17 protein-coding genes, 1 tRNA gene and 1 pseudogene are annotated in these 22329 nt (G+C 66.6%); 11 read left to right on the top strand and 8 right to left on the bottom strand.

All coding sequences use genetic code 11. The features are described 5' to 3' along the window. Positions 1-6 precede the first annotated feature (6 nt). Positions 7-513: a hypothetical protein gene (locus tag ACZ9CK_RS02880; protein WP_476049191.1), complete on the top strand. Its 507-nt coding sequence runs from the start codon at positions 7-9 to the stop codon at positions 511-513. On the opposite strand, the gene ACZ9CK_RS02875 is transcribed toward ACZ9CK_RS02880, so the two are convergent. The 5 genes from ACZ9CK_RS02875 to ACZ9CK_RS02855 form a co-directional block, all read right to left on the bottom strand. Next, a complete protein-coding gene (locus tag ACZ9CK_RS02875) occupies positions 482-1678 on the bottom strand; it encodes a metal-dependent hydrolase family protein (protein ID WP_476049190.1) in 1197 nt (398 codons plus the stop codon). The two genes, ACZ9CK_RS02880 and ACZ9CK_RS02875, sit on opposite strands and share 32 nt — an antisense overlap. Next, complete coding sequence (locus ACZ9CK_RS02870; protein ID WP_476049189.1) at positions 1668-3116, bottom strand: MFS transporter; 1449 nt, start codon at positions 3114-3116, stop codon at positions 1668-1670. Before ACZ9CK_RS02870 ends, ACZ9CK_RS02875 begins: the two co-directional genes overlap by 11 nt. Positions 3117-3274: 158 nt before the next feature. After that, the gene (locus tag ACZ9CK_RS02865; protein WP_476049188.1) at positions 3275-4261 is read right to left on the bottom strand and encodes an ornithine cyclodeaminase family protein; all 987 of its coding nucleotides are present in this window, start codon (positions 4259-4261) and stop codon (positions 3275-3277) included. Positions 4262-4727: 466 nt separating this feature from the next. Further along, positions 4728-4801, bottom strand: a tRNA-Thr gene (locus tag ACZ9CK_RS02860). A 142-nt stretch (positions 4802-4943) separates the two neighbouring features. Beyond that, the gene (locus ACZ9CK_RS02855; protein ID WP_476049187.1) at positions 4944-5828 is read right to left on the bottom strand and encodes a DsbA family protein; all 885 of its coding nucleotides are present in this window, start codon (positions 5826-5828) and stop codon (positions 4944-4946) included. Positions 5829-6004: 176 nt separating this feature from the next. Here ACZ9CK_RS02855 and ACZ9CK_RS02850 point away from each other — a divergent pair, with 176 nt between their 5' ends. From ACZ9CK_RS02850 to ACZ9CK_RS02835, 4 genes are all read left to right on the top strand, one after another. Further along, entirely contained in the window at positions 6005-7495 is a 1491-nt protein-coding gene (locus tag ACZ9CK_RS02850) for an alpha,alpha-trehalose-phosphate synthase (UDP-forming) (protein WP_476049186.1), read from the top strand. After that, positions 7485-8291, top strand: a complete 807-nt coding sequence (gene otsB / locus ACZ9CK_RS02845; RefSeq protein ID WP_426302250.1) for a trehalose-phosphatase — start codon at positions 7485-7487, stop codon at positions 8289-8291. The genes ACZ9CK_RS02850 and otsB overlap by 11 nt, the downstream gene beginning before the upstream one ends. A 216-nt stretch (positions 8292-8507) precedes the next feature. After that, entirely contained in the window at positions 8508-9590 is a 1083-nt protein-coding gene (locus tag ACZ9CK_RS02840; protein WP_426302249.1) for an ABC transporter ATP-binding protein, read from the top strand. 96 nt (positions 9591-9686) lie between these two features. Then, a complete protein-coding gene (locus tag ACZ9CK_RS02835; RefSeq protein WP_426302248.1) occupies positions 9687-11099 on the top strand; it encodes a DUF4032 domain-containing protein in 1413 nt (470 codons plus the stop codon). Between the two features lie 93 nt (positions 11100-11192). On the opposite strand, the gene ACZ9CK_RS02830 is transcribed toward ACZ9CK_RS02835, so the two are convergent. Next, positions 11193-11936: a GntR family transcriptional regulator gene (locus ACZ9CK_RS02830; protein ID WP_426302247.1), complete on the bottom strand. Its 744-nt coding sequence runs from the start codon at positions 11934-11936 to the stop codon at positions 11193-11195. 280 nt (positions 11937-12216) lie between these two features. Between ACZ9CK_RS02830 and ACZ9CK_RS02825 the strand changes: the two genes are divergently transcribed. From ACZ9CK_RS02825 to ACZ9CK_RS02800, 6 genes are all read left to right on the top strand, one after another. After that, positions 12217-13233 (top strand): ABC transporter permease, encoded by a 1017-nt coding sequence (locus tag ACZ9CK_RS02825; RefSeq protein WP_476049185.1) that lies wholly within the window; start codon positions 12217-12219, stop codon positions 13231-13233. 76 nt (positions 13234-13309) lie between these two features. Continuing rightward, positions 13310-15034, top strand: a complete 1725-nt coding sequence (locus tag ACZ9CK_RS02820) for an ABC transporter substrate-binding protein (RefSeq protein WP_426302245.1) — start codon at positions 13310-13312, stop codon at positions 15032-15034. Positions 15035-15097: 63 nt separating this feature from the next. Continuing rightward, a complete protein-coding gene (locus tag ACZ9CK_RS02815; protein WP_426302244.1) occupies positions 15098-16099 on the top strand; it encodes an ABC transporter permease in 1002 nt (333 codons plus the stop codon). After that, positions 16096-17154, top strand: coding sequence for an ABC transporter ATP-binding protein (locus ACZ9CK_RS02810; RefSeq protein WP_476049184.1), 1059 nt, complete (start codon positions 16096-16098; stop codon positions 17152-17154). Before ACZ9CK_RS02815 ends, ACZ9CK_RS02810 begins: the two co-directional genes overlap by 4 nt. Before the next feature lie 7 nt (positions 17155-17161). Then, positions 17162-18184, top strand: coding sequence for an ABC transporter ATP-binding protein (locus ACZ9CK_RS02805; protein ID WP_476049183.1), 1023 nt, complete (start codon positions 17162-17164; stop codon positions 18182-18184). Between the two features lie 24 nt (positions 18185-18208). Continuing rightward, complete coding sequence (locus ACZ9CK_RS02800) at positions 18209-19444, top strand: amidohydrolase family protein (protein ID WP_476049182.1); 1236 nt, start codon at positions 18209-18211, stop codon at positions 19442-19444. A gap of 82 nt (positions 19445-19526) precedes the next feature. Here ACZ9CK_RS02800 and ACZ9CK_RS02795 read toward each other — a convergent pair whose 3' ends face one another. Then, positions 19527-20786: an MFS transporter gene (locus tag ACZ9CK_RS02795; RefSeq protein WP_476049181.1), complete on the bottom strand. Its 1260-nt coding sequence runs from the start codon at positions 20784-20786 to the stop codon at positions 19527-19529. Between the two features lie 119 nt (positions 20787-20905). Beyond that, positions 20906-22265: pseudogene (locus tag ACZ9CK_RS02790) on the bottom strand (FAD-binding oxidoreductase). Between the last annotated feature and the right edge of the window lie 64 nt (positions 22266-22329).

Raw genomic sequence — 22329 nt, 5'->3', positions numbered from 1 at the left:
GGAGACATGGAACGCAAGGAGCTCCGGGCGCCGCGCTACATACCGTGGTTGCTTGGCCCCGTGGCCACGGGGTTGGGCCTGCTGGCCCATCTGCTTTCCGGCGGGGCACTCCCCTGGCCGCCGGTGCTCCTTGCCCTGGCGGCGCTGCTCAGCATGTGTGCCTCGCTGGTGTCCCGGCTGCGGCTGCCGGCGTGGGCTTTACTCCTTCTCTGCGGGTTGGCGCAACAGGTACTCCATCCAGCCTTTGTGCTCTTCGCCGGCGTGCCTGCAGGCCCTCAGAGTCCGCCGCATGCGCACGTGTTGCTCCTACCTCCGCTTCCGGGGACGGCCGCCGAGCCTGCCGGGCACCTGCAGGAGCTGATGCTTGTCACGCATGTCGCAGCGGCGTTGCTGACCGCGCTGGTCATGGCCGGGGCCAGCGGCCGCTTTCCCCGACGACCGGCCCGGGACGACGGCCGGGCGGCCCCGGACGACGGCGGCGTCAGGGAATCTGCACCGGATCCCCGTCACTGAGGATGAACCGCAGCGAGCGCCCGTCCGCCAGCACGCCGATATCCGCGAGCGGATCCCCCTCCACCGCGATCAGATCCGCATAGCCGCCTTCGGCCACGACCCCTGCGCGGCCGCTCTCCCCCACGATGTCCGCGCCGACGAGCGTCGCCGAACGGAGCACCTCCAAAGGCGTCTGGACCTGGGCGCGAAGGCGGAACTCTTCGAGCTGGTGGGCCAGCCCGGCACCGTGCAGGTCCGTCCCGTAACCGATGCGGACGCCCGCGGCCGAGGCCTTGGCCAGCGATTCGATACCGCGGTCAAAGATCTCCTCCACCGCCGCCTTCTTGTCCGGGTCCAGCCCGTGGCCACTGGCCCCCGAAAGGATCGCCCAGTACGTGGCCAGGGTCGGCACGTAGAAGGCATCCTTGGCGAGGAACAGCTCGATGCATTCGCCATCCAGGAGGTTGCCGTGCTCGATCGTGCGGACGCCCAGCCGCAGGGCCCGGGAGACGGCTTCCGCTGTATAGACATGCGCGGCGATGTAGCGGTGCGCCAGCCGGGCCTCGTCGACGGCGGCAATCACCTCCGCGTCGGAGAAGCCCAATGCCTCAATCCGCATCTTTGAGACCACTCCGCCCGAAAGAGTGAGCTTGGCGTGGTCCGCGCCGTCGCGGAACTCGGCGCGCAAGGCCCGGCGGAGTTCCACCTCGCCGTCGCAGGCCTTCGTGAGGACGTGCCCGCCGGTGGGTGCGAAGATCGGCCCGCCGGCCTTGAGCCTGGGCCCGGTCACGAGCCGCTCCCCGACGGCGCGGGACAGCCCGGTGTCTGCCCCGCCCATGTCGCGGACCAGGGTGAATCCGCGCAGGAGCATCTCGTGCATCACCCGGGCGGTGCGGGCCGCATGGTACGACGGCGTCCAGGACAGGATTTCGTTGAAGTCGCCGGAGGCCTGGGTGACGTGGGCGTGTGCGTCGATCAGGCCGGGCAGTACCGTCAGTCCGCTGAGGTCGATTTCGACGGCGTCCGCAACGGTACGGCTGGACTCCGAGATTTCGGCGATCACACCTTGGCGGGCCACAATGGTCCGCGACGGCCCCAGTTCCCCGCTATCGACGTCGAGGATCCGGGCGTTGCGGAGGACGACGGCCTGGGTGCGGGTCTGCCCGGGGTCTGTCCTAACGGGCACGGTTATTGCTTTCCGCTGCCCGCACCGGGGGGCTGGTGGGATCGAGCGGGCCGTCCGCGTCCGCCGTCGCCGTTTCCGCCAGGCCGGAGGCACGCTGGTCGATTTCCTCGAGGGAACGGCCGCTGGTCGAAACGCCGAAGACAAGGACCACCAAAGCCGCGCCTCCCAGGACCGCCATGACCATGGTGAAAACGCCGCCGAAGCCCAGCACCGGGTAGGCGGCGCCGATCAGGATCGGGGCGGCGATGCCGCCGATCCGGCCGAAGGCGGAGGCGCTGCCCATGCCGGTAGCCCGCAGCCTGGTTCCGTAAACCTCAGGGGTGTAGGCGTAGAGGCCGGCGTAGCAGCCGTTCATGAAGAAGGAGAGGAGGGAACCGAAAGCGAGGACCATGCCCTCGGCAGGCGCCTGGGACAGCAGGAACGCCGCACCCGCGCCGCCCGTCAGATAGATCGCAATGGTCACGCGGCGGCTGAGTCGTTCGTTCAGGAACGCCGCACTGTAATAGCCCGGGATCTGCGCGATGGTAATGATCAGGGAGTACGTGAAGCTGCCGGTGATTGTCATCCCCCTGGCCACAAGCAGGGAAGGAATCCAGACGAAGAAGCCGTAGAAGGAGAAGGTCACCGAGATCCAGAGGAGCCAGATCACCGCGGTGCGCCGGGCGTTGCCGTGCCGCCACAGGTCCACCTGCTGGAACAGCGGCGGAGCCTTCGGCGTCTCTGCCTTGACGGCGACGACGGCGGAGCTTCCGGTGCGGACGAGGCGGCCTTCTTCGAGGCCTTGGACGATCAGTTCGGCTTCTGCGACGCGGCCCCTGGTGAGGAGCCAGCGCGGGGACTCGGGGAGCACGCGCCGCCACCAGAGGAGCATGACGATGGGGGCCGCCGTGACGAGCTGGCCGATCCGCCAGCCCTCGGGAAAACCGGCGACGACGGTGGTGCCGATCAGCGCCGCGCTGACGTAGCCGAGCGCGAAGAAGCCGGCCACCGCGCCGACGAAGAAGCCGCGGCGCTTCTTGGGGATGAACTCTGCGATGAACGTGGGAATGATGGCGGCCTCGGCTCCGATGCCGATGCCCGCGATCACGCGCATGATGAAGAAGAATTCCCAGCCCTGGGAGAACGCGGCCACGACGGTCGCGGTGGCGTAGAGGGCCAGGGCGTACATCATGACCTTGCGGCGGCCGATCCGGTCGCCCAGGGCGCCGGCCCCGATCGCCCCGATGAAGATACCGATCAGCAGGGAACTGCCGATGAGTCCGGCCTGGGCGCCGTCCAGGTGCCAGAGCGGTTTGATGATCGGCATGATGTAGGAGACGAGCGAGCCGTCCATGCCGTCGAGGAGCAGTCCAAGGCCTCCGATGAACGCCAGTTGGATGTGGGGTTTGCCTACCCGCATGCCGTCCATGCGTTCAAGGAGTGACCGCGTCGTTGCCATCACGTTGCCTTTCTGTTGGGGAGAACGGGAATCCTGTTGGGTGGTGACCAGAGCGTCCATTCATCGCTCTTGGCATACAGGATTCCATTTTTTGTGTGCAATGTCACTAGTGAAAGGTGACATTTCACACTTGTGGTATACCAAATGCAGGGCACGCCTCAGGCGGAAAGGTCGACCTTCAGTCCCAGGCCACGCTCCACCGCGGCGTCGAAGAGAAGCCGCCCGATGGCCAGGTCCTGCAGCCCCATGCCGACGGAGTTGAAGAGGGTCACCTGCTCGCGGCTTTGCCGGCCAGCGACCGAGCCGGCGATCACCTGGCCTAGTTCGCCGGCCACATCCTCGACTCGCAAGGCCCCTTCCTCGACCGCGAGGAGCAGGTCGCCGGACTTGGCAAGCGCGGTCTCCAGGCTGTCCACGACGACCCGCGAGCGGGACATCGCCTCGGCATCGAGCTCGCGGTGATCGGGGCGAGGACGGGCGCCGACCGCATTGACGTGCAGGCCTTCGCCGAACAAACGGCCGAAGACGATTGGGGACACCGAGGGCGTCAGGGTGCAGACGACATCGCTGGCATCCATGAGCTCAGGCAAGCCTTCTGCGCGGACAACCTCGAGGCCGTGGTGCTCCACCGCCCGTCGGAAGGAATCCACGGTCGCGGCCGTGCGGGACCACACCACCACGGTGTCAATCGGGAGGACCGCCCGCATCGCCTCGACATGGGCCACAGCCAACGCCCCTGCGCCGACCAAGCCCAGGACCCGGCTGTCGGGCCGGGCGAGGTGGCGGGAGGCCACGGCAGTCATGGCGGCGGTCCGGATCCGGGTGGGAACCCGCCCGTCGAGCAAGGCAAGGGTTTCGCCCGTTGACCGGTCAGCGAGCACGATCGACGAGCGCTGGGTCGGCAATCCCGCCAGGGCATTGTCCGGAATGTCGCTGAGCAGCTTCGATGCGACCAGGCCGCGCGGCGCCGAGGCTGCGGCCATGACGAGATAGCGGGAATCGGCGTCGGGAAGTCTCATGGACAGCGGGGCGGGCTGGGTGGCCGTACCGTGCGCCTGGTCTACCAAACTGCTTTCCAGCGCGCGGATCGTCGCGTCCATGTCAACCGCTGCGGCAAGCTCTGAAGCGGTGAGAATCAGGGTCAAGGGGTCTCCTTCCAAAGTGTTGTCAGGATCACCATAGATCACTTTTGGCATACCAAATAGAGGAATCAAGGGAGGCCCGTCCGCGACTGCCTTTGTGGGCGGTGGCGCTCATGGTTACTGGTTACATCAGCTATTTCGGCATCAGCTTCGCCAACCTCAATAGGATCGCCCTGGCCACGAGCGGCGTGGATGCGCCGCCGCCCTGGATGCATCGCCCGCGGGGACGTGGGGCGAGCCGTTCTACCTTCTGTTCGCGATCGGCAATCTTGGCGGCACGCTGCTGCTCGGCCTCGCGGTGATCCTGGCCGGCCGCGCCGCCGGGGTGCCGTGGCCGGTGGCGCGCTCGAGATCGTCGGGCTCACGTTCGTGGCCGGGGCGGTGAGGCGGTCGACGAACGCGGACTGGGTGGCGCGGGGCTGATCCCTGACGCACGGAACGAAAACCCGTGGGTCAGAGGCACAATCGGAGCCCCCTGCCGGATTCGAACCGGCGACCCCCTGTTTACAAGACAGGTGCTCTGGCCAACTGAGCTAAGGAGGCGTGCCCCGGGAAGACCCGGGGCGACGCGTCAAAAAAGAACGCTCAACAAGGGTAGCTCATTCCAGGGCCCACCCTCCAAAAACGCAAAGGCGGGCCGCGCGCTGAATCCAACAGCACGCGGCCCGCTTACAGGTCGAAGAAGCTACTTCTTCGCGGCGATAACCTTGTTCAGCTCGCCGACGAAGTCCTGGGTCTTGGCTCCGTCCCACTGCTTGCCGTCGATGAAGACAGTGGGGGTGCCGGTGACGCCGATGTTCTCGGCTTCCTGGGTAATCACCTTGACGAACGGGCGGTAGGTCTTGTTCTCCACGCAGGAATCGATGTTGGCGGCACCTACCTCGGTGGCCATCTTCTTGAGATCGTTGTCGGAGATGCCGGCGCCGCCTTCAGCAGGCTGGCGTTCGAAGAGCAGGTCGAAGAAAGCTGCGTACTTGTCCGGCGAGGTGTTCGCCACGCAGGCCGCGGCGTTGGCGGCACGGGAGGAATAGTTGGTGGTGGAGCTCCTGTCCAGGAAGCCCAAGGCGCGGTACTCCAGCGAAATCTTGCCTTCGTCGCGCAGCTTTGTCAGGGTCTCGCCGTAGGTGGTTTCGAACCGTTTGCAGACCGGGCAGATGAAGTCGATGTACGCCACGACCTTGACGGGCTTTCCAGCTTCCGCTTCGGCGCCGGGAGCCACGACGGTGGCGGGCTTGGTGGCCGGTGCAGACGGCAACGAGGCGAGGTCAACGCTGGCGGCCTCGGACTTGGCCACTTCGGTGCCCTTCAGCAGCGTCACGCCGCCGTGCACATTGCCATTGGCCGGCGTCGGGCCCTTGTCCGCGATCGGGGCGTTGCTCTGGATGCCCTGCATGACGGTCAAAGCGATGATGCCGATGATCACCACCACGGCAACCACGATGCCCCAGCCAATGAGCAGCTTGTTCCGTTTGTCCTTCTTCAGCTGCGCTTCGCGGATCTCGCGGGCCCTTTCCCGGGCCTGGGCGGTGCGCTCTGCCTTGGACAGGCGCGGTTCGTTTGCGGGGCTCATCAGTTCCTCGTTGATCGTCGGCTTTGGTACTGGGGTATGGCACTGGGGCCAGTTTACGGGTGAAACCGCACAGTCGGCCGAGGGCGCCAACCCCCGTCCAATGAACGAGCGGATGTGGGTGATGATTCCCGCCGGTAGGGTGGGATGTGAGTCACAAGCAATCCCAGGGAGCAGTAATGCAGGAACCGGCAAGCGAAAAACTCATGGCCAAGGCGAGGAAAAGACCCTCGCCGGCGCCGGCCAAATACGACTTCATGGTGGTCTCCAACCGGCTGCCCGTGGACCGCTGTTCCGCTGAGGACACGGCCAATAACGGCGAAGGCTGGCGACGCTCCCCCGGCGGCCTGGTGACGGCGCTGGCCCCCTTCATGGCAAAGAGCGACGGCGCGTGGGTCGGCTGGCACGGCGCCCCGGACGAACCGTTGGAGCCGTTCAGCCACGACGACATGGACCTGGTCCCCGTGCAGCTCAGCGCGGACGATGTTGAGCTGTATTACGAAGGCTTTTCCAACGCCACCTTGTGGCCGCTCTACCACGACGTCATCGCCCGTCCGGAGTTCCACCGGACCTGGTGGGACGCCTACCGCCGCGTGAACCAAAGGTTCGCCGACGCCGTCGTGCAATCCGCCGACAAGAACGCCACCATCTGGGTGCAGGATTACCAGCTGCAGCTGGTCCCCCAGATGCTGCGCCGGGCACGGCCGGACCTGAAAATCGGCTTCTTCAACCACATTCCGTTCCCGCCACCGGAAATCTTTGCCCAGCTGCCCTGGCGGCAGGCGATCATTGAAGGCCTGCTCGGCTCGGACCTGGTGGGCTTCCAGCGCCCGAGCGATGCCGCGAACTTCATGCGTTCGGCCCGCCGCTTCCTCGGCGCGAGCGTCAAGCAGCAGCAGGTGCATGTCAGGGATTCGACCGGCAAGGTCACGCACATTGCCCGCGCCCAGCCCTTCCCGATTTCCATCGCGGTGGAGCAGATCAGCGAGCTCGCCGAGCGGCCGGACATCATCGAACGTGCCCGGCAGATCCGCCAGGACCTCGGCAATCCACGGACGATCCTGCTGGGAGTGGACCGATTGGACTACACCAAGGGCATCCGCCACCGGCTCAAGGCATATGAGGAGCTCCTGCAGGAAGGCCGGCTGGCAGTCCAGGACGCCACCCTGATCCAGGTGGCGAGCCCCAGCCGCGAGCGCGTGGAACAGTACCGGATCCTCCGCGAGGAGATCGAAGGCACGGTGGGCCACATCAACGGCAGCTACGACACCATGCAGAACACGGCGGTGCGCTACCTGCACCACAGTTACCCCGTGGAGGAGATGGTCGCCCTCTACCTCGCCGCGGACGTCATGCTGGTCACGGCGCTGCGGGACGGCATGAACCTCGTGGCCAAGGAATACGTCGCCGCCCGGACCAAGCACACGGGCGCGCTGGTGCTGAGCGAATTCACGGGCGCGGCGGACCAGCTCAAACAGGCCCTGCTGGTGAATCCGCACGACATCGACGGACTCAAGAACACCATCATGCGAGCCGTCGAACTGCCGGCCAACGAGTCCCGGCGCCGGATGCGCGCCATGCGCAAGCAGATCCTGGATCACGACGTCGACCACTGGTCCTCCGAATTCCTGGCCGCCTTGGCTGAAACGGTGGTGCGCGATGACAGCTGAGAACAAACCGCCCCTGAGCCTCTCCCCCGGGCTCCTCGATGCCGTGCGCACCATCGCGGAAACCGAGCAGCTGCTGGTGGCCATGGATTTCGATGGGACCATCTCGCCGATCGTCGACCATGCCGGCGACGCGCGCCCCCTTCCGCGTTCGGCTGCCGCTTTCGCCGAACTCGCCGCCCTGCCGCGCACGACGACGGCGCTCATCTCCGGGCGCGCCCTGTCCAGCCTGCGTGCGGTCGCCGCCCCTCCTGCCGCCACCCTGCTGATCGGCAGCCACGGCGCGGAGGCCTGGCTGGGACCCGGCTCCGCCGAACTGCGGCTGGACCCGGACCAGGAGGCCCTGCTGGCGGAGGTCCGGGGGATCCTCGCCGAAATAGTGGCCATCGCTCCCGGGACGCTCCTCGAAGACAAACCGGCCGGCGTCGTGCTCCATACCCGGACGGCGGACGACGACGTGGCCGAAGACGCGGTCGAGGCGGCCCGCACCGCGCTGCAGGACATGCACGGCGTGTACCTGAAGGACGGCAAGCGGGTCCTGGAGACCTCGGTGGTGCACACCTCCAAGGGCGAGGCGCTGGCTTTCCTGCGCCAGGCCACCGGGGCAACGGCTGTGCTGTTTGCCGGGGACGACGTCACCGACGAGGACGCACTGGCCAGGCTCCACCCCGGGGATGTCGGGGTCAAGGTGGGGCTGGACTTCACCCAGGCGGAATTCCGGGTCGAGGCGCCGGTCCACGTGGCCGAACTCCTTGAAGCCTTGCTCCGGGAGCGCCGGGAGAACGTCACCCCGGAATAGCCGGAAAATGTGACGGGCGTAACATTTGCTTCGTAAAAAACGATTTCTGGCATACTCTCTTGTGTGACGCGGCGCACAGACACCGTGCGGCGTCGCATGAGCTCCCCGCCCCGACCGCTTTCCAAGCGCGAGCCGGCGGGGAGTCCAACTGAATAAACATGAACCATTCACAACGGATCGTCCGGCACGTACCTGCCGGTGAAGGGATTGATAACTGTGGCTACAGTTACTTTTGATAACGCTACGCGTCTGTACCCGGGCACAGATAAGCCCGCCGTCGATAAGCTGAACATCGACATCGCCGATGGCGAATTCCTGGTCCTCGTTGGACCCTCCGGTTGCGGTAAGTCCACCTCCCTGCGCATGCTCGCAGGCCTTGAGGACGTGAACTCCGGCCGTATCCTGATTGGCGACCGCGACGTCACCGACGTTCCGCCGAAGGACCGCGACATCGCCATGGTCTTCCAGAACTACGCCCTGTACCCGCACATGACCGTTGCGGACAACATGGGCTTCGCGCTGAAGATCGCCGGAGTTTCCAAGGAAGAGCGCGCAGAGCGCGTCCGCGAAGCCGCCAAGCTCCTTGACCTTGAGCAGTACCTGGACCGCAAGCCGAAGGCCCTCTCCGGTGGTCAGCGCCAGCGCGTTGCCATGGGCCGTGCAATCGTCCGTAACCCGCAGGTCTTCCTCATGGACGAGCCGCTGTCCAACCTGGACGCCAAGCTCCGTGTCCAGACCCGCACCCAGATCGCGTCCCTGACCCGCCGCCTCGGCGTCACCACGGTCTACGTGACCCACGACCAGGTCGAGGCCATGACCATGGGCGACCGCGTCGCAGTGCTCAAGGACGGCCTGCTGCAGCAGGTTGACACCCCGCGCAACCTCTACGACCGCCCGCAGAACGTCTTCGTTGCCGGCTTCATCGGCTCCCCCGCCATGAACCTGCTGGAACTGCCCGTTGTCGACGGCGGCGTCCAGTTCGGCGGCACCGTCTACCCGGTTCCGGCAGACGTCCTGGAAGAGGCCCACGGCCGCACCGTGACCCTCGGCACCCGTCCGGAAGACCTCGAGACCGCCGGCGCCGGTGAAGGCCTGCAGGTTGAGGTCGACGTCGTCGAAGAGCTCGGCGCCGACGCCTACGTCTACGGCCACACCACGCTGGACGGCAAGGACCACGACATCGTGGCCCGCGTCGACGGCCGCCGCCCCCCGATGAAGGGTGAGTCCATCTGGGTCCGCCCGCAGTCGGGCCACGTGCACCTGTTCGACACCAAGACGGGCCTGCGCCTGGGCGACTAATCCCCACCGCATAACCGCATAACCGACGGCGGCTCCTCCACACGGATGGGCCGCCGTCGGCGTTAACCGCACATTTCATACGGAAGAATTGACACCATGACCGAGCAAAGCGGAGCCCAGTGGCATGACGAACCGACCGACTACGGGCAGATCGGCAAGCTGCCCCGCACCGAGGCCGCCAGCGCTAAGGACACCGCTCCCCCTGCGAGCGTGATCGGCTCGCTCAACATCACCGCAGCCGCCGCGGATCCCGAACTGCTGGATCTTCCCTGGCATATCGCTCTGGAGGACTGGCCGGCGGAAAACCTCGCCGCCCTGCCGCGCGGCATCTCCCGGCACATCGTGCGTTTCGCCCACCTGGGCGGCTCGGTCATCGCCATCAAGGAAACCTCCGAGCACGTGGCCCGCCACGAGTACCACATGCTCCGCAAACTCGCCCGGCTGGACGTCCCCTGCGTTGAACCGGTGGCCGTGATCACCGGCCGCACCACGCCCGACGGCAAGCCGCTGAACCCGGTGCTCGTCACCCGGCACCTGAAGTTCTCCATGCCGTACCGCGCCCTGTTCTCGCAGATGCTCCGCAAGGACACCCTGACCCGCCTGATCGACGCCCAGGCCCTCCTGCTGGTGCGCCTGCACCTGATCGGCTTCTACTGGGGCGACGTTTCGCTTTCCAACACCCTGTTCCGCCGCGACGCGGGCGCCTTCGCCGCTTACCTCGTGGATGCCGAAACCGGCGAACTGTACCCGGACCTGTCCACCGGGCAGCGCGAGTACGATCTGGAGATCGCCCGCGTGAACATCGCCGGTGAGCTGATGGACCTGCTGGACGGCGGACTCATCGAGGACAAAGTGGACCCCGTGGCCACCTCGGAACTCATCATGGATTCCTACCGCAGGCTCTGGGCCGAGCTCACCGGGAAGGAATCCTTCGAGCTTGGGGAACGCTGGCGCGTCGGGGCCCGTATCCGGCGCCTTAACGAACTCGGCTTCGACGTCGAGGAGTACGCCATCAAGACCACCGCGGACGGTTCGACCATCCAGTTGCAGCCCAAAGTGGTCGACGCCGGCCACCACCAAAGGCGGCTGCTGCGCCTCACCGGGCTGGATGCCCAGGAAAACCAGGCCCGCCGCCTGCTCAACGACATGGACTCCTTCCGCGCGGACAACAATCCGGACATGGACGAGGAATACAGCGCCCACATGTGGGTGAGCCAGATCTTCGAGCCGATTGTGCGCTCCATCCCGCGCGAACTGGCGGGCAAGCTGGAACCGGCGGAGGTGGTCCACGAAGTCCTCGAACACCGCTGGTACATGAGCCAGAAGCAGGACCGCCACATCCCGTTGGCCGAAACCGTGCAGTCCTATCTGGACACCGTGCTGCGCCACCGGCGGGACGAGGCGGCGATCATGCTCAACCCCGATACCGAGCTGCTGAAGATTTTGGAAGTCGAAACCGAAGAGTCGCGGTACAGCGACCTGGACGACTATCCGGACGCAGACGACTGATGATGACGACGGCCGGGTTGCTGCCTGCGGGAAGCAACCCGGCCGTCGGGGTTAAGGGGTTCCAAGGTTAAGGGGTTCCAAGGTTAAGGGGTTCTAGGGTTCCAGCGTTCCCGCGAGCCCCCTGAGCACGGGTTCGCGGCCCAGTTCGATGTGGGTGTACGCCAAGGAGTAGGCCAGATCGGCGTGGCCGCCGAGGATCGCCTTGCACAGTTCCACGTGCTCGTCGCGCTGGAGTTCGCTGCTGCGGTTGTGCGCCAGGCCGAAGATCCAGCGCATCCTTCCGAACAGCGGCTTAACCGATTCGATCAGCAGGCGGTTAGCGGAAAGCCGCACGATCTCCGCGTGGAACGCGGCACTCAGCCGTACGACGTCGTCGGTACGGCCGTCGTCGATTGCCTGCCGCCCGGCGTCGAGCAGTTCCTGCAGGCTCTCACCCGGTGCGCCCTGCGCGACCTGAACGGCAGCCATCCTCGCGGCGAAGGTTTCCAGGCACAGCCGAACGTCGAACAGGTCGTTGACGTCGCTGAGGCTCAGCCGGCGTACCACCGCGCCGCGGCGGGGGAAGGTCTCCACGAAGCCGTCCTGCTCCAGCCGCTGGATGGCCTCGCGAACCGGGATCCGTGAGACGTTGTAGAGCTCGGACAGCTCACGCTCGCGCAGCCGGGTTCCTTGCGCGTACTCGCCGGCGACGATCCCTTCAAGGACCAGCTGGTAAACCTGTTCCGCACGGGCTTCGTCGTCCCTTGCGTTCAGCGTTCCCGTAACCGGCGTCGACATCGGCATGGCCCCTTTCCAGCTCACAGCCCCGGCGCGGACTGCCGGAGCATGGCGGGTCATACCGCCCATCTTTTCACCCGAGCATACACGGGCCGAAACGGCTGATCCGCAGTACCGCGGGGCCGTCCGGCGCCATTACGAGCACGTATCCACACTGTGTTTCCTTCCTTGTGCCGCCGCGGCATCCTCGGGCAATTGCCTGGTCCCACGCAACGCGGTGTTTGGTATTCCAGACAATGGCCATTTTGTGATTTACATCGCACTCGAACTATCCTAGCCTGAGTTTGGTATACAAAACGTTCCGGAGCGCGCTCCTCGAACCACGAAACGAGCTTTTCCGTTGACTCAGCTTCAGTCCCCAGCCGAGCCTGGCACCGCGAGCGCGGCCACAGCCGAGGCTCGCCCCGCCGAGGCCCGTTCACTGCTGGCCACCGCCTGGCTGAGGATCCGCCGTAGCAAGATTGCCCTCCTCAGCCTGTGCGTAGTGGTGGCCATCATGCTGTTCGCGGTCCTCGCGCCGGTCCTCAGCGCCATGTCCGGCAATGATCCCTTCACCTCCAACACCAGCCCTGAGGTCCTGGACGACTTCGAAACCCCGGGCCTCCCGCTTCCGGGCTACATGTACCCCTCCGCCAGCCACTGGCTTGGCGTGGAACCGGGCCTTGGCCGCGACCTGTTCGCGCGGCTGGCCTTCGGCGGCCAGGTCTCCCTGACCATCGCACTGCTGTCCACGGCAGTTTCCGTTGTCCTGGGCACCGTCCTGGGCGCGGCGGCCGGCTACTTCGGCGGCAAGACCGACGCGATCATCAGCCGCATCATGGACCTGTTCCTCGCCTTTCCGCACCTGCTCCTGGTCCTGTCCCTGACGCCGATCCTGCAGTCACGGCTGCGGGATACTCCGCTGGGCCAGGGCAGCTTCCTGCCCATGGCCTCGCTGGTGATCATCCTGGGCTTCTTCGGGTGGGCGTACCTGGCCCGGATCGTGCGCGGCCAGGTGCTCAGCCTGCGCGAGCGCGAGTTCGTCGAGGCGGCCCGGTCTTTCGGATCCTCGCACCTGAGCATCCTGTTCCGCCAGATCATCCCCAACGTGATGGGCGTGGTGCTGGTCTACGCCACCATGCTCATTCCCACCAACATCTCCGCCGAGGCGGCGCTGTCCTTCCTGGGCGTCGGCGTCAAGGACCCCACACCGTCGTGGGGCCAGATGCTCAACGCGGCCCAGGCCGGCAACTGGTACCTGAGCGATCCGTGGTTCCTGGCCGTTCCCGGCGTCATGCTCATCGTCACCGTCTTGGCCTTCAACCTTCTGGGCGACGCAGTGCGCGATGCCCTGGACCCCAAGGCCTCCCGCCACTAGTCCGTTCCAAGACCGTTCCACCCAACACTCCGTTCCATCCACCCGACTCCGTCAAACCCACTCAACGAGGAGAACCATGAAGAACCGCAGCAGGGCGCTTGCCCTTGCCGTGCTGATCGCCACCGCCGCCTCAGGCTGCGCGGCGGGCCAGAGCCAGCCGGGCAACAACGCTTCGGCAGGCCCGGTTACCGAGTCCGCGCCGCAGATCGTGAAGTCCGGCTTCACCACCAAAGGCGGCAACGTCAACGTCCTGATGTCTTCGGACTTCCAGACCCTGGATCCCGGAAACAGCAACTACGTCCAGACGGCCAACGTCGGCCAGCTGTACTACCGCACACTGACCATGGCGAAGGAAACCGCGGGCCAGCCGCCCACCGTGGTTCCCGACCTCGCCACGGACACCGGCAAGGTCTCCAAGGACGGCCTCAGCTGGACCTACACGCTCAAGGAAGGGATCAAATTCGAGGACGGCAGCCCGATCACCTCTGCCGACATCAAGTACGGCGTCGAGCGGACCTTCGCGCAGGACGTTTACACCCAGGCCCCGCAGGAGCTTAACGCAGCGCTCGACGACGGCGGATACAAGGGCCCATACAAGGATCCTTCCGCCGTGCTCAAGGCAGTGGAAACCCCCGATGCGCGCACCGTCATCTTCCACCTGAAGAAGCCGTTCGCAGAGTTCCCGGCACTTGCCTCGCGTTCAAACACGGCGCCCGTCCCGAAGGGCAAGGACACCAAGCTGGACTACACCAACCACCCGGTGTCCTCCGGCCCCTACATGGTGGAGTCCTACAGCCGCGGCAAGTCGCTCAAGCTGGTCCGCAACCCGCACTGGGACCCGGCCACCGATACCAATCGCACCGCCCTCCCGGACACCTTCAGCTTCTCGCTCTCCACGTCCCAGAGCACCATCAGCCAGCAGCTGCTCGCCAACTCGGACCCCAACGCCATCACCCTTGACTCCAACGGCGCAATGCAGACCTCGGACTCGGCCAAGCTGACCGACCCGCAGGTAAAGGACCGCGTGGCCTCCGGCCTGCTCGGCTGCAACGACGTGCTGAGCCTGAACACCGAAAAGCTCAAGGACCCGGACGTCCGCAAGGCAATCGCCCTCGCCCTGGACCGCCAGTCCATCCTGGTCCAGTACGGCGGACGCCGCTTCGGCGAGCTTGAGCAGAGCCCGCTGAACTCGAAGATGGTCGGCTACGCCGACCCGGGCCTGGAGATCGACCCCGCGGGCAAGCCCAAGCTGGAAGAAGCCAAGAAGCTCCTCGAAGGCAAGGACTACCCGAAGACCCTCACTTACGGCTACGCCAACAACCGCGACTCCTACAAAAACACCGGCACCGTGGTCCAGCAGAACCTCAAGGCCCTGGGCATCGACGTGCAGCTCGTGCCGATCCCGGCCCCGAACTACTACTCCGTGCTCGCCAGCGAACAGCTGCCGGACATGGGCCGTTCCGGCTGGTGCGGCGGCGCCGACCCGTCCTCGGTCCGTACCTCGGCAGACCCGATCCTGGGCCCGAACAACGACGGCACCAGCTACGGCTTCTCCAACACCTCCCGCTACTTCGACCCGGAGGTTTCCAAAGCCATGTACCAGCTGCGCAACACGGCCGGCACCTCCGAAGAACTGGGCAAGAAGTGGGCCGAAGAGTTCAACAAGGCCCTGAAGCGCTACCCGATCATCCCGCTCATCCGCAGCCACACCAACAGCGTGGTGGGCTCCAACATCCGCAACGCCCAGGTGGGTTACTTCTTCGGCGGCATCGACCTCTCGATCGTCGGCGTCGAACACTAACCGCCTCATCGCAAAGGAGACGCGGGCCGCCCGGCAGACCCCGGGCGGCCCGCAACCAGCACCATGATCCGTTTCATCCTTCGCCGGACAGGCTCCCTGTTCCTGCTTCTCGTCGCCGTCAGCTTCATCACCTTCACGCTTTTCCAGTTCGGCCCCGCGGATCCGGCGTCCGCGGCCTGCGGCCAGGAATGCACCCCCGAGCGCGTGCAGGAAGCCCGTGTGGCCCTCGGCATGGACCAGCCCTTCCTGGTCCAGTACGTGGAGTACATGCGCGGACTGTTCTCGTCCCGCATGATCGGCGCCCCCGGCGCAGAGTCCCTCTGCCAGTGGCCGTGCCTTGGCAAGTCGTTCCAGACCAACGAAAACGTCTCGGACATCATCGCCCGTTCGCTCCCCTACACCTTCTCCATGGCCATCGGCGCTCTGGTCCTCTGGACCCTCTCCGGCGTCGGGCTCGGCCTCCTGGCCGCCCTGCGCAAGGGCTCCCCGACAGACAAATTCATCGTCGGCGCCGCCTCGGTGGGCGTTTCGCTGCCCATTCCCGTCACCGGCCTGTTCCTGCTGCTGGTGTTCGTCAACCAGTTCCACCTGCTGCCGTTCACCACCAACGAGATCAACAGCCCCTTCGGTGCGCAGGGGCCGTGGGCCTGGCTCCTGAATTACCTCCTGCCGTGGATCGCCCTCGCCGTGCTGTTCAGCGCCTCCTACATCCGGGTGACCCGCACCAACATGATCGAGACCTTCGGCGAGGACTTCATCCGGACCGCCCGCGCCAAGGGCCTGGCGCCGCGCACCGTTACCTTCAAGCACGGCGTGCGCGCCGGCATCACCCCCGTGGTGACCATGCTGGGCATGGACATCGGCCTGCTCCTTGGCGGCGCCGTACTGACCGAACAGATCTTCTCGGTTCCCGGCCTCGGCTTCACTGCCGTCCGCGCCGCCATCTCCGGCGACCTGCCCGTCACCATGGCCATCACAATGCTGGCCGCCTTCTTCGTGATCGTCGCGAACGTCGTCGTCGACCTCGCCTACGCAGCCATTGACCCCCGAGTGAGACTCCAATGACCCAGCCCAGCCAGACTGCCACGCCAAGCCCCCTGGCCTCCGGCAGCACCAAGACCGGTGCTTTCCTGGAAGTCCGGAACCTGTCCGTGAAATTCCCCACCGACGACGGCGTCGTTTCCGCGGTGAACGGCATGGACTTCACACTCGAACGCGGCCAGACCCTCGGCATCGTGGGCGAATCCGGTTCCGGCAAGTCCGTCACCAGCCAGGCGCTCATGGGCCTGCTCAAGGGCACCTCCGCCCAGGTCACCGGGGAGGCGCTCTTCCAGGGCAAGGACCTGGTGACGCTGCCCGAAGCCGGCATGCGCCAGCTCCGCGGGCGCAACATCGGCATGATCTTCCAGGATCCGCTCTCGGCGCTGCACCCCTTCTACACCGTGGGCCACCAGATCGCCGAGGCGTACCTGGTGCACAACAAGGCGAGCAAGAAGCAGGCCCGGGCCGCCGCCGTCGACATGCTGGGCAGGGTGGGAATCCCCAGCCCGGACATGCGCTTCGACGAGTACCCGCACCACTTCTCCGGCGGCATGCGGCAGCGTGCCATGATCGCCATGGCCCTGATCTGCGAGCCGGAACTGCTGATCGCCGACGAGCCCACCACGGCACTTGACGTCACGGTTCAGGCCCAGATCCTGGACCTCATGTCCGAGCTCCAGCAGGAAACGAACTCGGCGCTGATCCTCATCACCCACGACCTCGGGGTTGTAGCAGAGGTGTGCGACGACGTGCTGGTCATGTACGGCGGGCAGTGCGTCGAGTCCGGACCGGTGGACGAGATCTTCTACGACACCCGGCACCCATACACGCTCGGCCTGCTCAAGTCCATGCCCACGCTGACCACGAAGTCCGGCCGGCTGAACCCGATCCCCGGCCAGCCGCCGTCGCTCCTTGCCCTGCCGCAGGGCTGCATCTTCAGCGCGCGCTGCGAGTACGCGGCCCTCGCCGGCCACGGCGTCTGCGAATCGCAGCGGCCGCAGTTCACCAGCGAGGACGGGCACGGCACACGCTGCCACCTGGGCCTCCCGCAGATCCTCAGCATCCGGAATCCCCGATAGGACCACCATGGAACAGCACGCAATTCTCCAGGTGGAGAACCTCCAGAAACACTTCCCCATCAAGACCGGGCTGTTCGCCCCGGGCGGGAAGCGCACCGTCAAAGCCGTCGACGGCTTCTCGTTCAGCCTCGAACGCGGCAAGACTTTGGGGCTCGTGGGTGAGTCGGGCTGCGGCAAGTCGACCACGGGCCGCATGATCGCCCGGCTGATGGACCCCACCGGCGGGCGGATCGTCGTCGACGGCGTGGACATCAGCGAACTGCGCGGCCGGGACCTCTACCATTTCCGGCGCAAGGTGCAGATGATCTTCCAGGATCCCTTCGCATCCTTGAACCCAAGGCAGAGCATCGGAACGGCCATCGCGGCACCCATGGTGGCGCAGAAGGTCACCCCTCCGGGCGGCCTGAAAAACCGGGTCAAGGAACTCCTCGAGCAGGTGGGCCTCAAGGCCGAGCACTACAACCGCTTCCCGCACGAGTTCTCGGGCGGCCAACGCCAGCGGGTGGGCATCGCGCGGGCCATCTCCTTGAATCCGTCCGTGATCGTCTGCGACGAACCGGTGTCCGCGCTGGACGTCTCGGTGCAGGCCCAGGTGGTCAACCTGTTGCAGGAGATCCAGCAGGACACGGGGGTTTCCTACATCTTCATCGCGCACGACCTCTCGGTGGTCCGGCACATTTCGGACCAGGTTGCGGTGATGTACCTGGGCAAGATGGTGGAGCAGGGTTCCCGCGACGAACTGTTCGCCAATCCGCGCCACCCCTACACGCAGGCACTGCTTTCCGCCGTCCCCCTGCCGGACCCGCGGCAGGCCCGCGCCCAGGAGAAGATCCGGCTCCGCGGCGATCTGCCCTCCCCGGCGAATCCGCCCAGCGGCTGCGTCTTCCGCACCCGCTGCCCGTTGTTCAGCACCCTCGGCGAGGAACAGCGGCAGCTTTGCATCGGCGACGTCCCGGCCCCCGCCGTCGCCGGCTCGCCGGCCTGCCACCACACCACTCTGGCGAGCCCGCTGGCCGCCGGTGTGCAATAGACCCATCAACAAAGGAGCATCATTGTGAAAACCTTGATCCGCGCCGCCCGGCCCTGGGGACAGGCCCTGAGCGACGTGAGTATCGTTGCGGACAAAACAGGCGGCAAGATCACCGCCGTCGAGCCGCATGACCCGGCCCGCCCGGCCGGGCACGCCACCGTCGTCGAGGGCCGCGGCCGCCTGCTGGTCCCCTCGTTCTCCGATGTGCACGTGCATTTGGACTCCACCCGGATCGGCCTGCCGTTCCGCGAGCACACAGGCGCCCCCGGAGTCTGGGCCATGATGATGAACGACCGCCTGAACTGGCGCAACGCCGAAGTTCCGCTGAACGAGCGCGTGCGGGACACCCTGGGCCGCATGATCGCCCGCGGCACCACCCGCGTCCGGTCCTACGCCCAGGTGGATGTGGATTGCAAGCTGGAACGCTTCGAGGCCGTCCTGGCCGCCAAGGAGCACTTCAAGGGCCAGGCCGACGTCGAAATCATCGCCTTCCCGCAGGCCGGCCTGCTCCGCGAAGAGGGCACGCCCGAACTGCTCGAGGAGTCCCTGAAGGCCGGTGCCACCGTGATGGGCGGCATCGATCCCTGCACCCTGGACCGCGACCCTGTGAAGCACCTGGACATCGTGTTCGGCCTCGCCGAAAAGTACCAGGTCCCGATCGATATCCACCTGCACGAACCCGGCGAGCTGGGCGTCTTCAGCACCGACCTCATCCTGGAACGCACCCGCGCCCTCGGCATGCAGGGCAAGGTCACCATTTCCCACGCTTACCAGCTGGGCAGCATCAACGAAGCCACCACCCGCCGGCTCATCGACGAGTTCGCCGAGCTCGACGTGTCCCTGGCCTCCGTTGCCCCGGGCTCGGCCGGCGCCGCGGGCCAGCTGCCCATCCCCCTGCTCTCCGAGGCCGGCGTCCGCCTGGGCCTCGGCCAGGACGGCCAGCGCGACTACTGGTCCCCGTACGGCAACACGGACATGCTGGACCGCACCTGGCAGCTCGCTTTCACGCACGGCTTCCGCAAGGACGAACTGATCGAGCACTGCCTCGCGATCGCCAGCATCGGCGGCGCGAGCATCCTGGACCCGAACGCCACCCGCCTGAAGGGCACGGCCCACCGCCCCGGCGTCGACGTCGGAGACCCGGCGGAGCTGCTCCTGGTCGACGGCGAGACGGTCGCCTCAGCCGTGATGGACCGCGGCAAGGACCGCACGGTCCTCCACCGCGGCCAGGTAGTGGCGGAACAGCTCGAGCTCGTCTAACCCCTCCCTCACAGCGCGAACGTACACTTGAGGCCCTGGATCCGGCGGATTCAGGGCCTCAACTGTACGTTCGCGCTGCTTGTTAGCTCCCGACGGCGGACGGTTCCTTTTCGCGGTCAACGGCCTCACCGGCGTCGACCACTGGTCCGTTGACGGCGAGGAATCCGGCCGCAGCCACCAGCAGCGCCACGACGGCGAGCATCACGAAGCTCGGCGCCCAGGCCCGGCTCCATTCGTGCAGCAACCCGGCGGCCAGCGGACCCAGCGAGGCCACCGCGAAGCCCAGGCCCTGGCTCATGGCGGACAGCCGGCCGGCGGTGCGCGGACCGGAGGAACGGATGACGATCAGCGCCATGCCGAGGCCGAAGGGCGCGCTCTGCACGAAGCCCAGGACGCCGACCAAGGGGAACTGGAGCCCGGCGGGAGCTGCCAGGACACCGAGCAAGGCGGCGGCGATCAGGATGCCCAGGCCCGGTGCCATGAGCCTGAGCACCGCGGGCTTTCCGGCAAGCACGGGGACCAGGAGCCCGGCGGGCAGGCCTGCGAAGCTGAACCAGGCCAGGAGCGAGGCAGCCTCGCCCGGGCCCAGGCCCTTGGATTCCAGGAACACGGCAAGCCACGAGGTGACGGCGAAGTACAGCAGTGCCTGCAGGCCGAAGAACGCAGCAACAGCCCACGCGGTGCGCTGCTTCCGCAGGGGGATCCTCGCCGCGGCTAGACCACCGGTTTCCGGGCCTGCGGCAGAACCGGACCGGGTCGGACCTTGCCGGACGGCTGAACCCACCATCAGTGCACCAACCACCGCTGGCACAGCCCAGATCGCCAAGGCCCCGGCGAGGCTGCCGCCAAGCGCCGCCTGCAGGGGCTGGACCAGTCCTGCCCCAAGCGCGGCACCCAGGCCGAAGCCCATGGTGCACAACCCGGTCCACCAGCCGGTGCCGTGGTATTCCTTGACGATCTGCGGCAGCAGCACGCTGGCCGCCATGATTGCCGCCCCCGCGAGGAAGGTGCCGGGGAAGATGAATCCGGGAACCAGGGCACGGGCAGCAAGGGCGGCGGCGAGCACCAGGAGGGCAACCCCGACGGCCCATCCGGTTCCGAGCCACTTCGCCAGCCACGGGCCAAGCGGGGCGGATATCCCGAATGCGAGCACGGGCAGCGCCCCCAGGACCGGAAGGAGATGCGAGTCCACTCCGTATCCGTGTGCGAGCTTGCCCATGACGGCGGCCATGGTGGTGATGGCGGGCCTCAGGTTGATGGACACCAGGAGCAGGGCTGCCATGACAGCCGCGGCGGACCACGCCACGGCCCGCTTGCGGACTGGCTGCCGTCGTGTGCTCATCGTTCCCCCTAATCTTACTTGGTATACCAAATAAGATTAGGGGGCGAATCCAGCAAAGTAAATGACGGTCCAAGGCGTGATCAGATATGACTTCTCATGGGAGTTGGGATACCAGAGTGTCAGATCGCTTTCCCCGGATTCATGATGCCCGCCGGGTCAAAGATCCCCTTGATCTGCCGTTGGAGTTCACGGACGGGCGCGGGCAGTTCCAGGCCCAGCCAGCGCAGCTTGTACTGGCCCACGCCGTGCTCGCCCGTGATCGTGCCGCCCAGGCGCAGGCCCACGTCGATGGACTCGTCCAGTGCTTCGTTGAGCCGGCGCACGGTACCGGCGTCGGTCAGTTCGTCCACGCGGTCCGCCCAGAACGTGGGGTGCAGGTTCCCGTCGCCGGCATGCGCCACCACTTTCAAACGCACGTCATGGCGGGCGGCCATGTCCTCCAACGCGGCGACGAAGTCCACCAGCTTCGAGCGGGGCACGGCGATGTCCTCGCCCACCCGGAATTCGTCGTCCACCTCGGTGCCGCGGCTGCTGCGCCGCATGTCCACGAGGCGTTCGGCTTCCCTCGCTGGCTTCGGTGGTCACCACCGCTCCCCCGGCGGCGAGGACCTCCCGGACCACCTCCGCTTCGGCGGCCGCGCCGAAACCGTCGGTCTGGACCAGTAGCAGGGATTTTCCCCGGGCCAGCAGCCGTGTGCCGTTAAGCTCGTCCAACTGCTCCAGGCTGCCATAATCCAGGAGTTCCATGATGGCCGGCTGCACGCGCGCTTTCCCGACCGCCAGCACTCCGGCGGCCGCGCCGCGGAAGTCGGGGTAGAAAGCCGCGATCGTCTGGATCTCGCGGGACAGGTAGCGCAGCCGCACGGTCACCCCGACCACGATCCCCAGGGTCCCTTCCGAGCCGACCAGCAACGCAGTCAGGTCGTACCCGGCGACGCCTTTGAAGGTCTGGTGCCCGGTGTGCAGGAGCGAACCGTCGGCCAGCACCACGTCAAGGGCCAGCACCGAATCACGGGTCACCCCGTACTTGGCGCAGCGCAGCCCGCCCGCGTTGGTGGCCACATTGCCGCCGATCGTGGAGATCCGGTAGCTCGCCGGGTCCGGCGCGTACATCAGCCCGTGTTCCGCGGCAGCCTCGTTGAGGTCGGCGTTAATGACACCGGGTTCGACGACGGCGGTCTCGTCTTCGGGGTTCAGCTCAAGGATGCGGTTCATCCGTTCGAGGCTGAGCACGATGCAGCCTTTGACGGCGTGCGCCCCGCCGGATACCCCGGTCCCGGCGCCGCGGGGGACGATCGGCACCCCGTATTTGGTGCAGGTGCGCGCGACATGCTGCACGTCCTTCACCGATTCGGCCCACACGACGGCGAGCGGCAACTGCCAGTCCACCACCGGGCCTTGGTCGATCGAGTAGGTGGACAGTGTGCCGCCGTCCGCGGTGATCTGTGCCGCGGCCAGGCCGGCGGCGAGTTCTGCCATGAAGCCGGCCGGCGCCTCAGTGGGGCTGGCCGCTGCGTTGATTTCCTGTGATTTCCCGGCTGCT

This window comes from Arthrobacter sp. TE26545 (assembly GCF_056279005.1).
The sequence above is the reverse complement of the archived record's forward strand: the minus strand, read 5'-3'. Positions and strand labels throughout refer to the sequence as shown.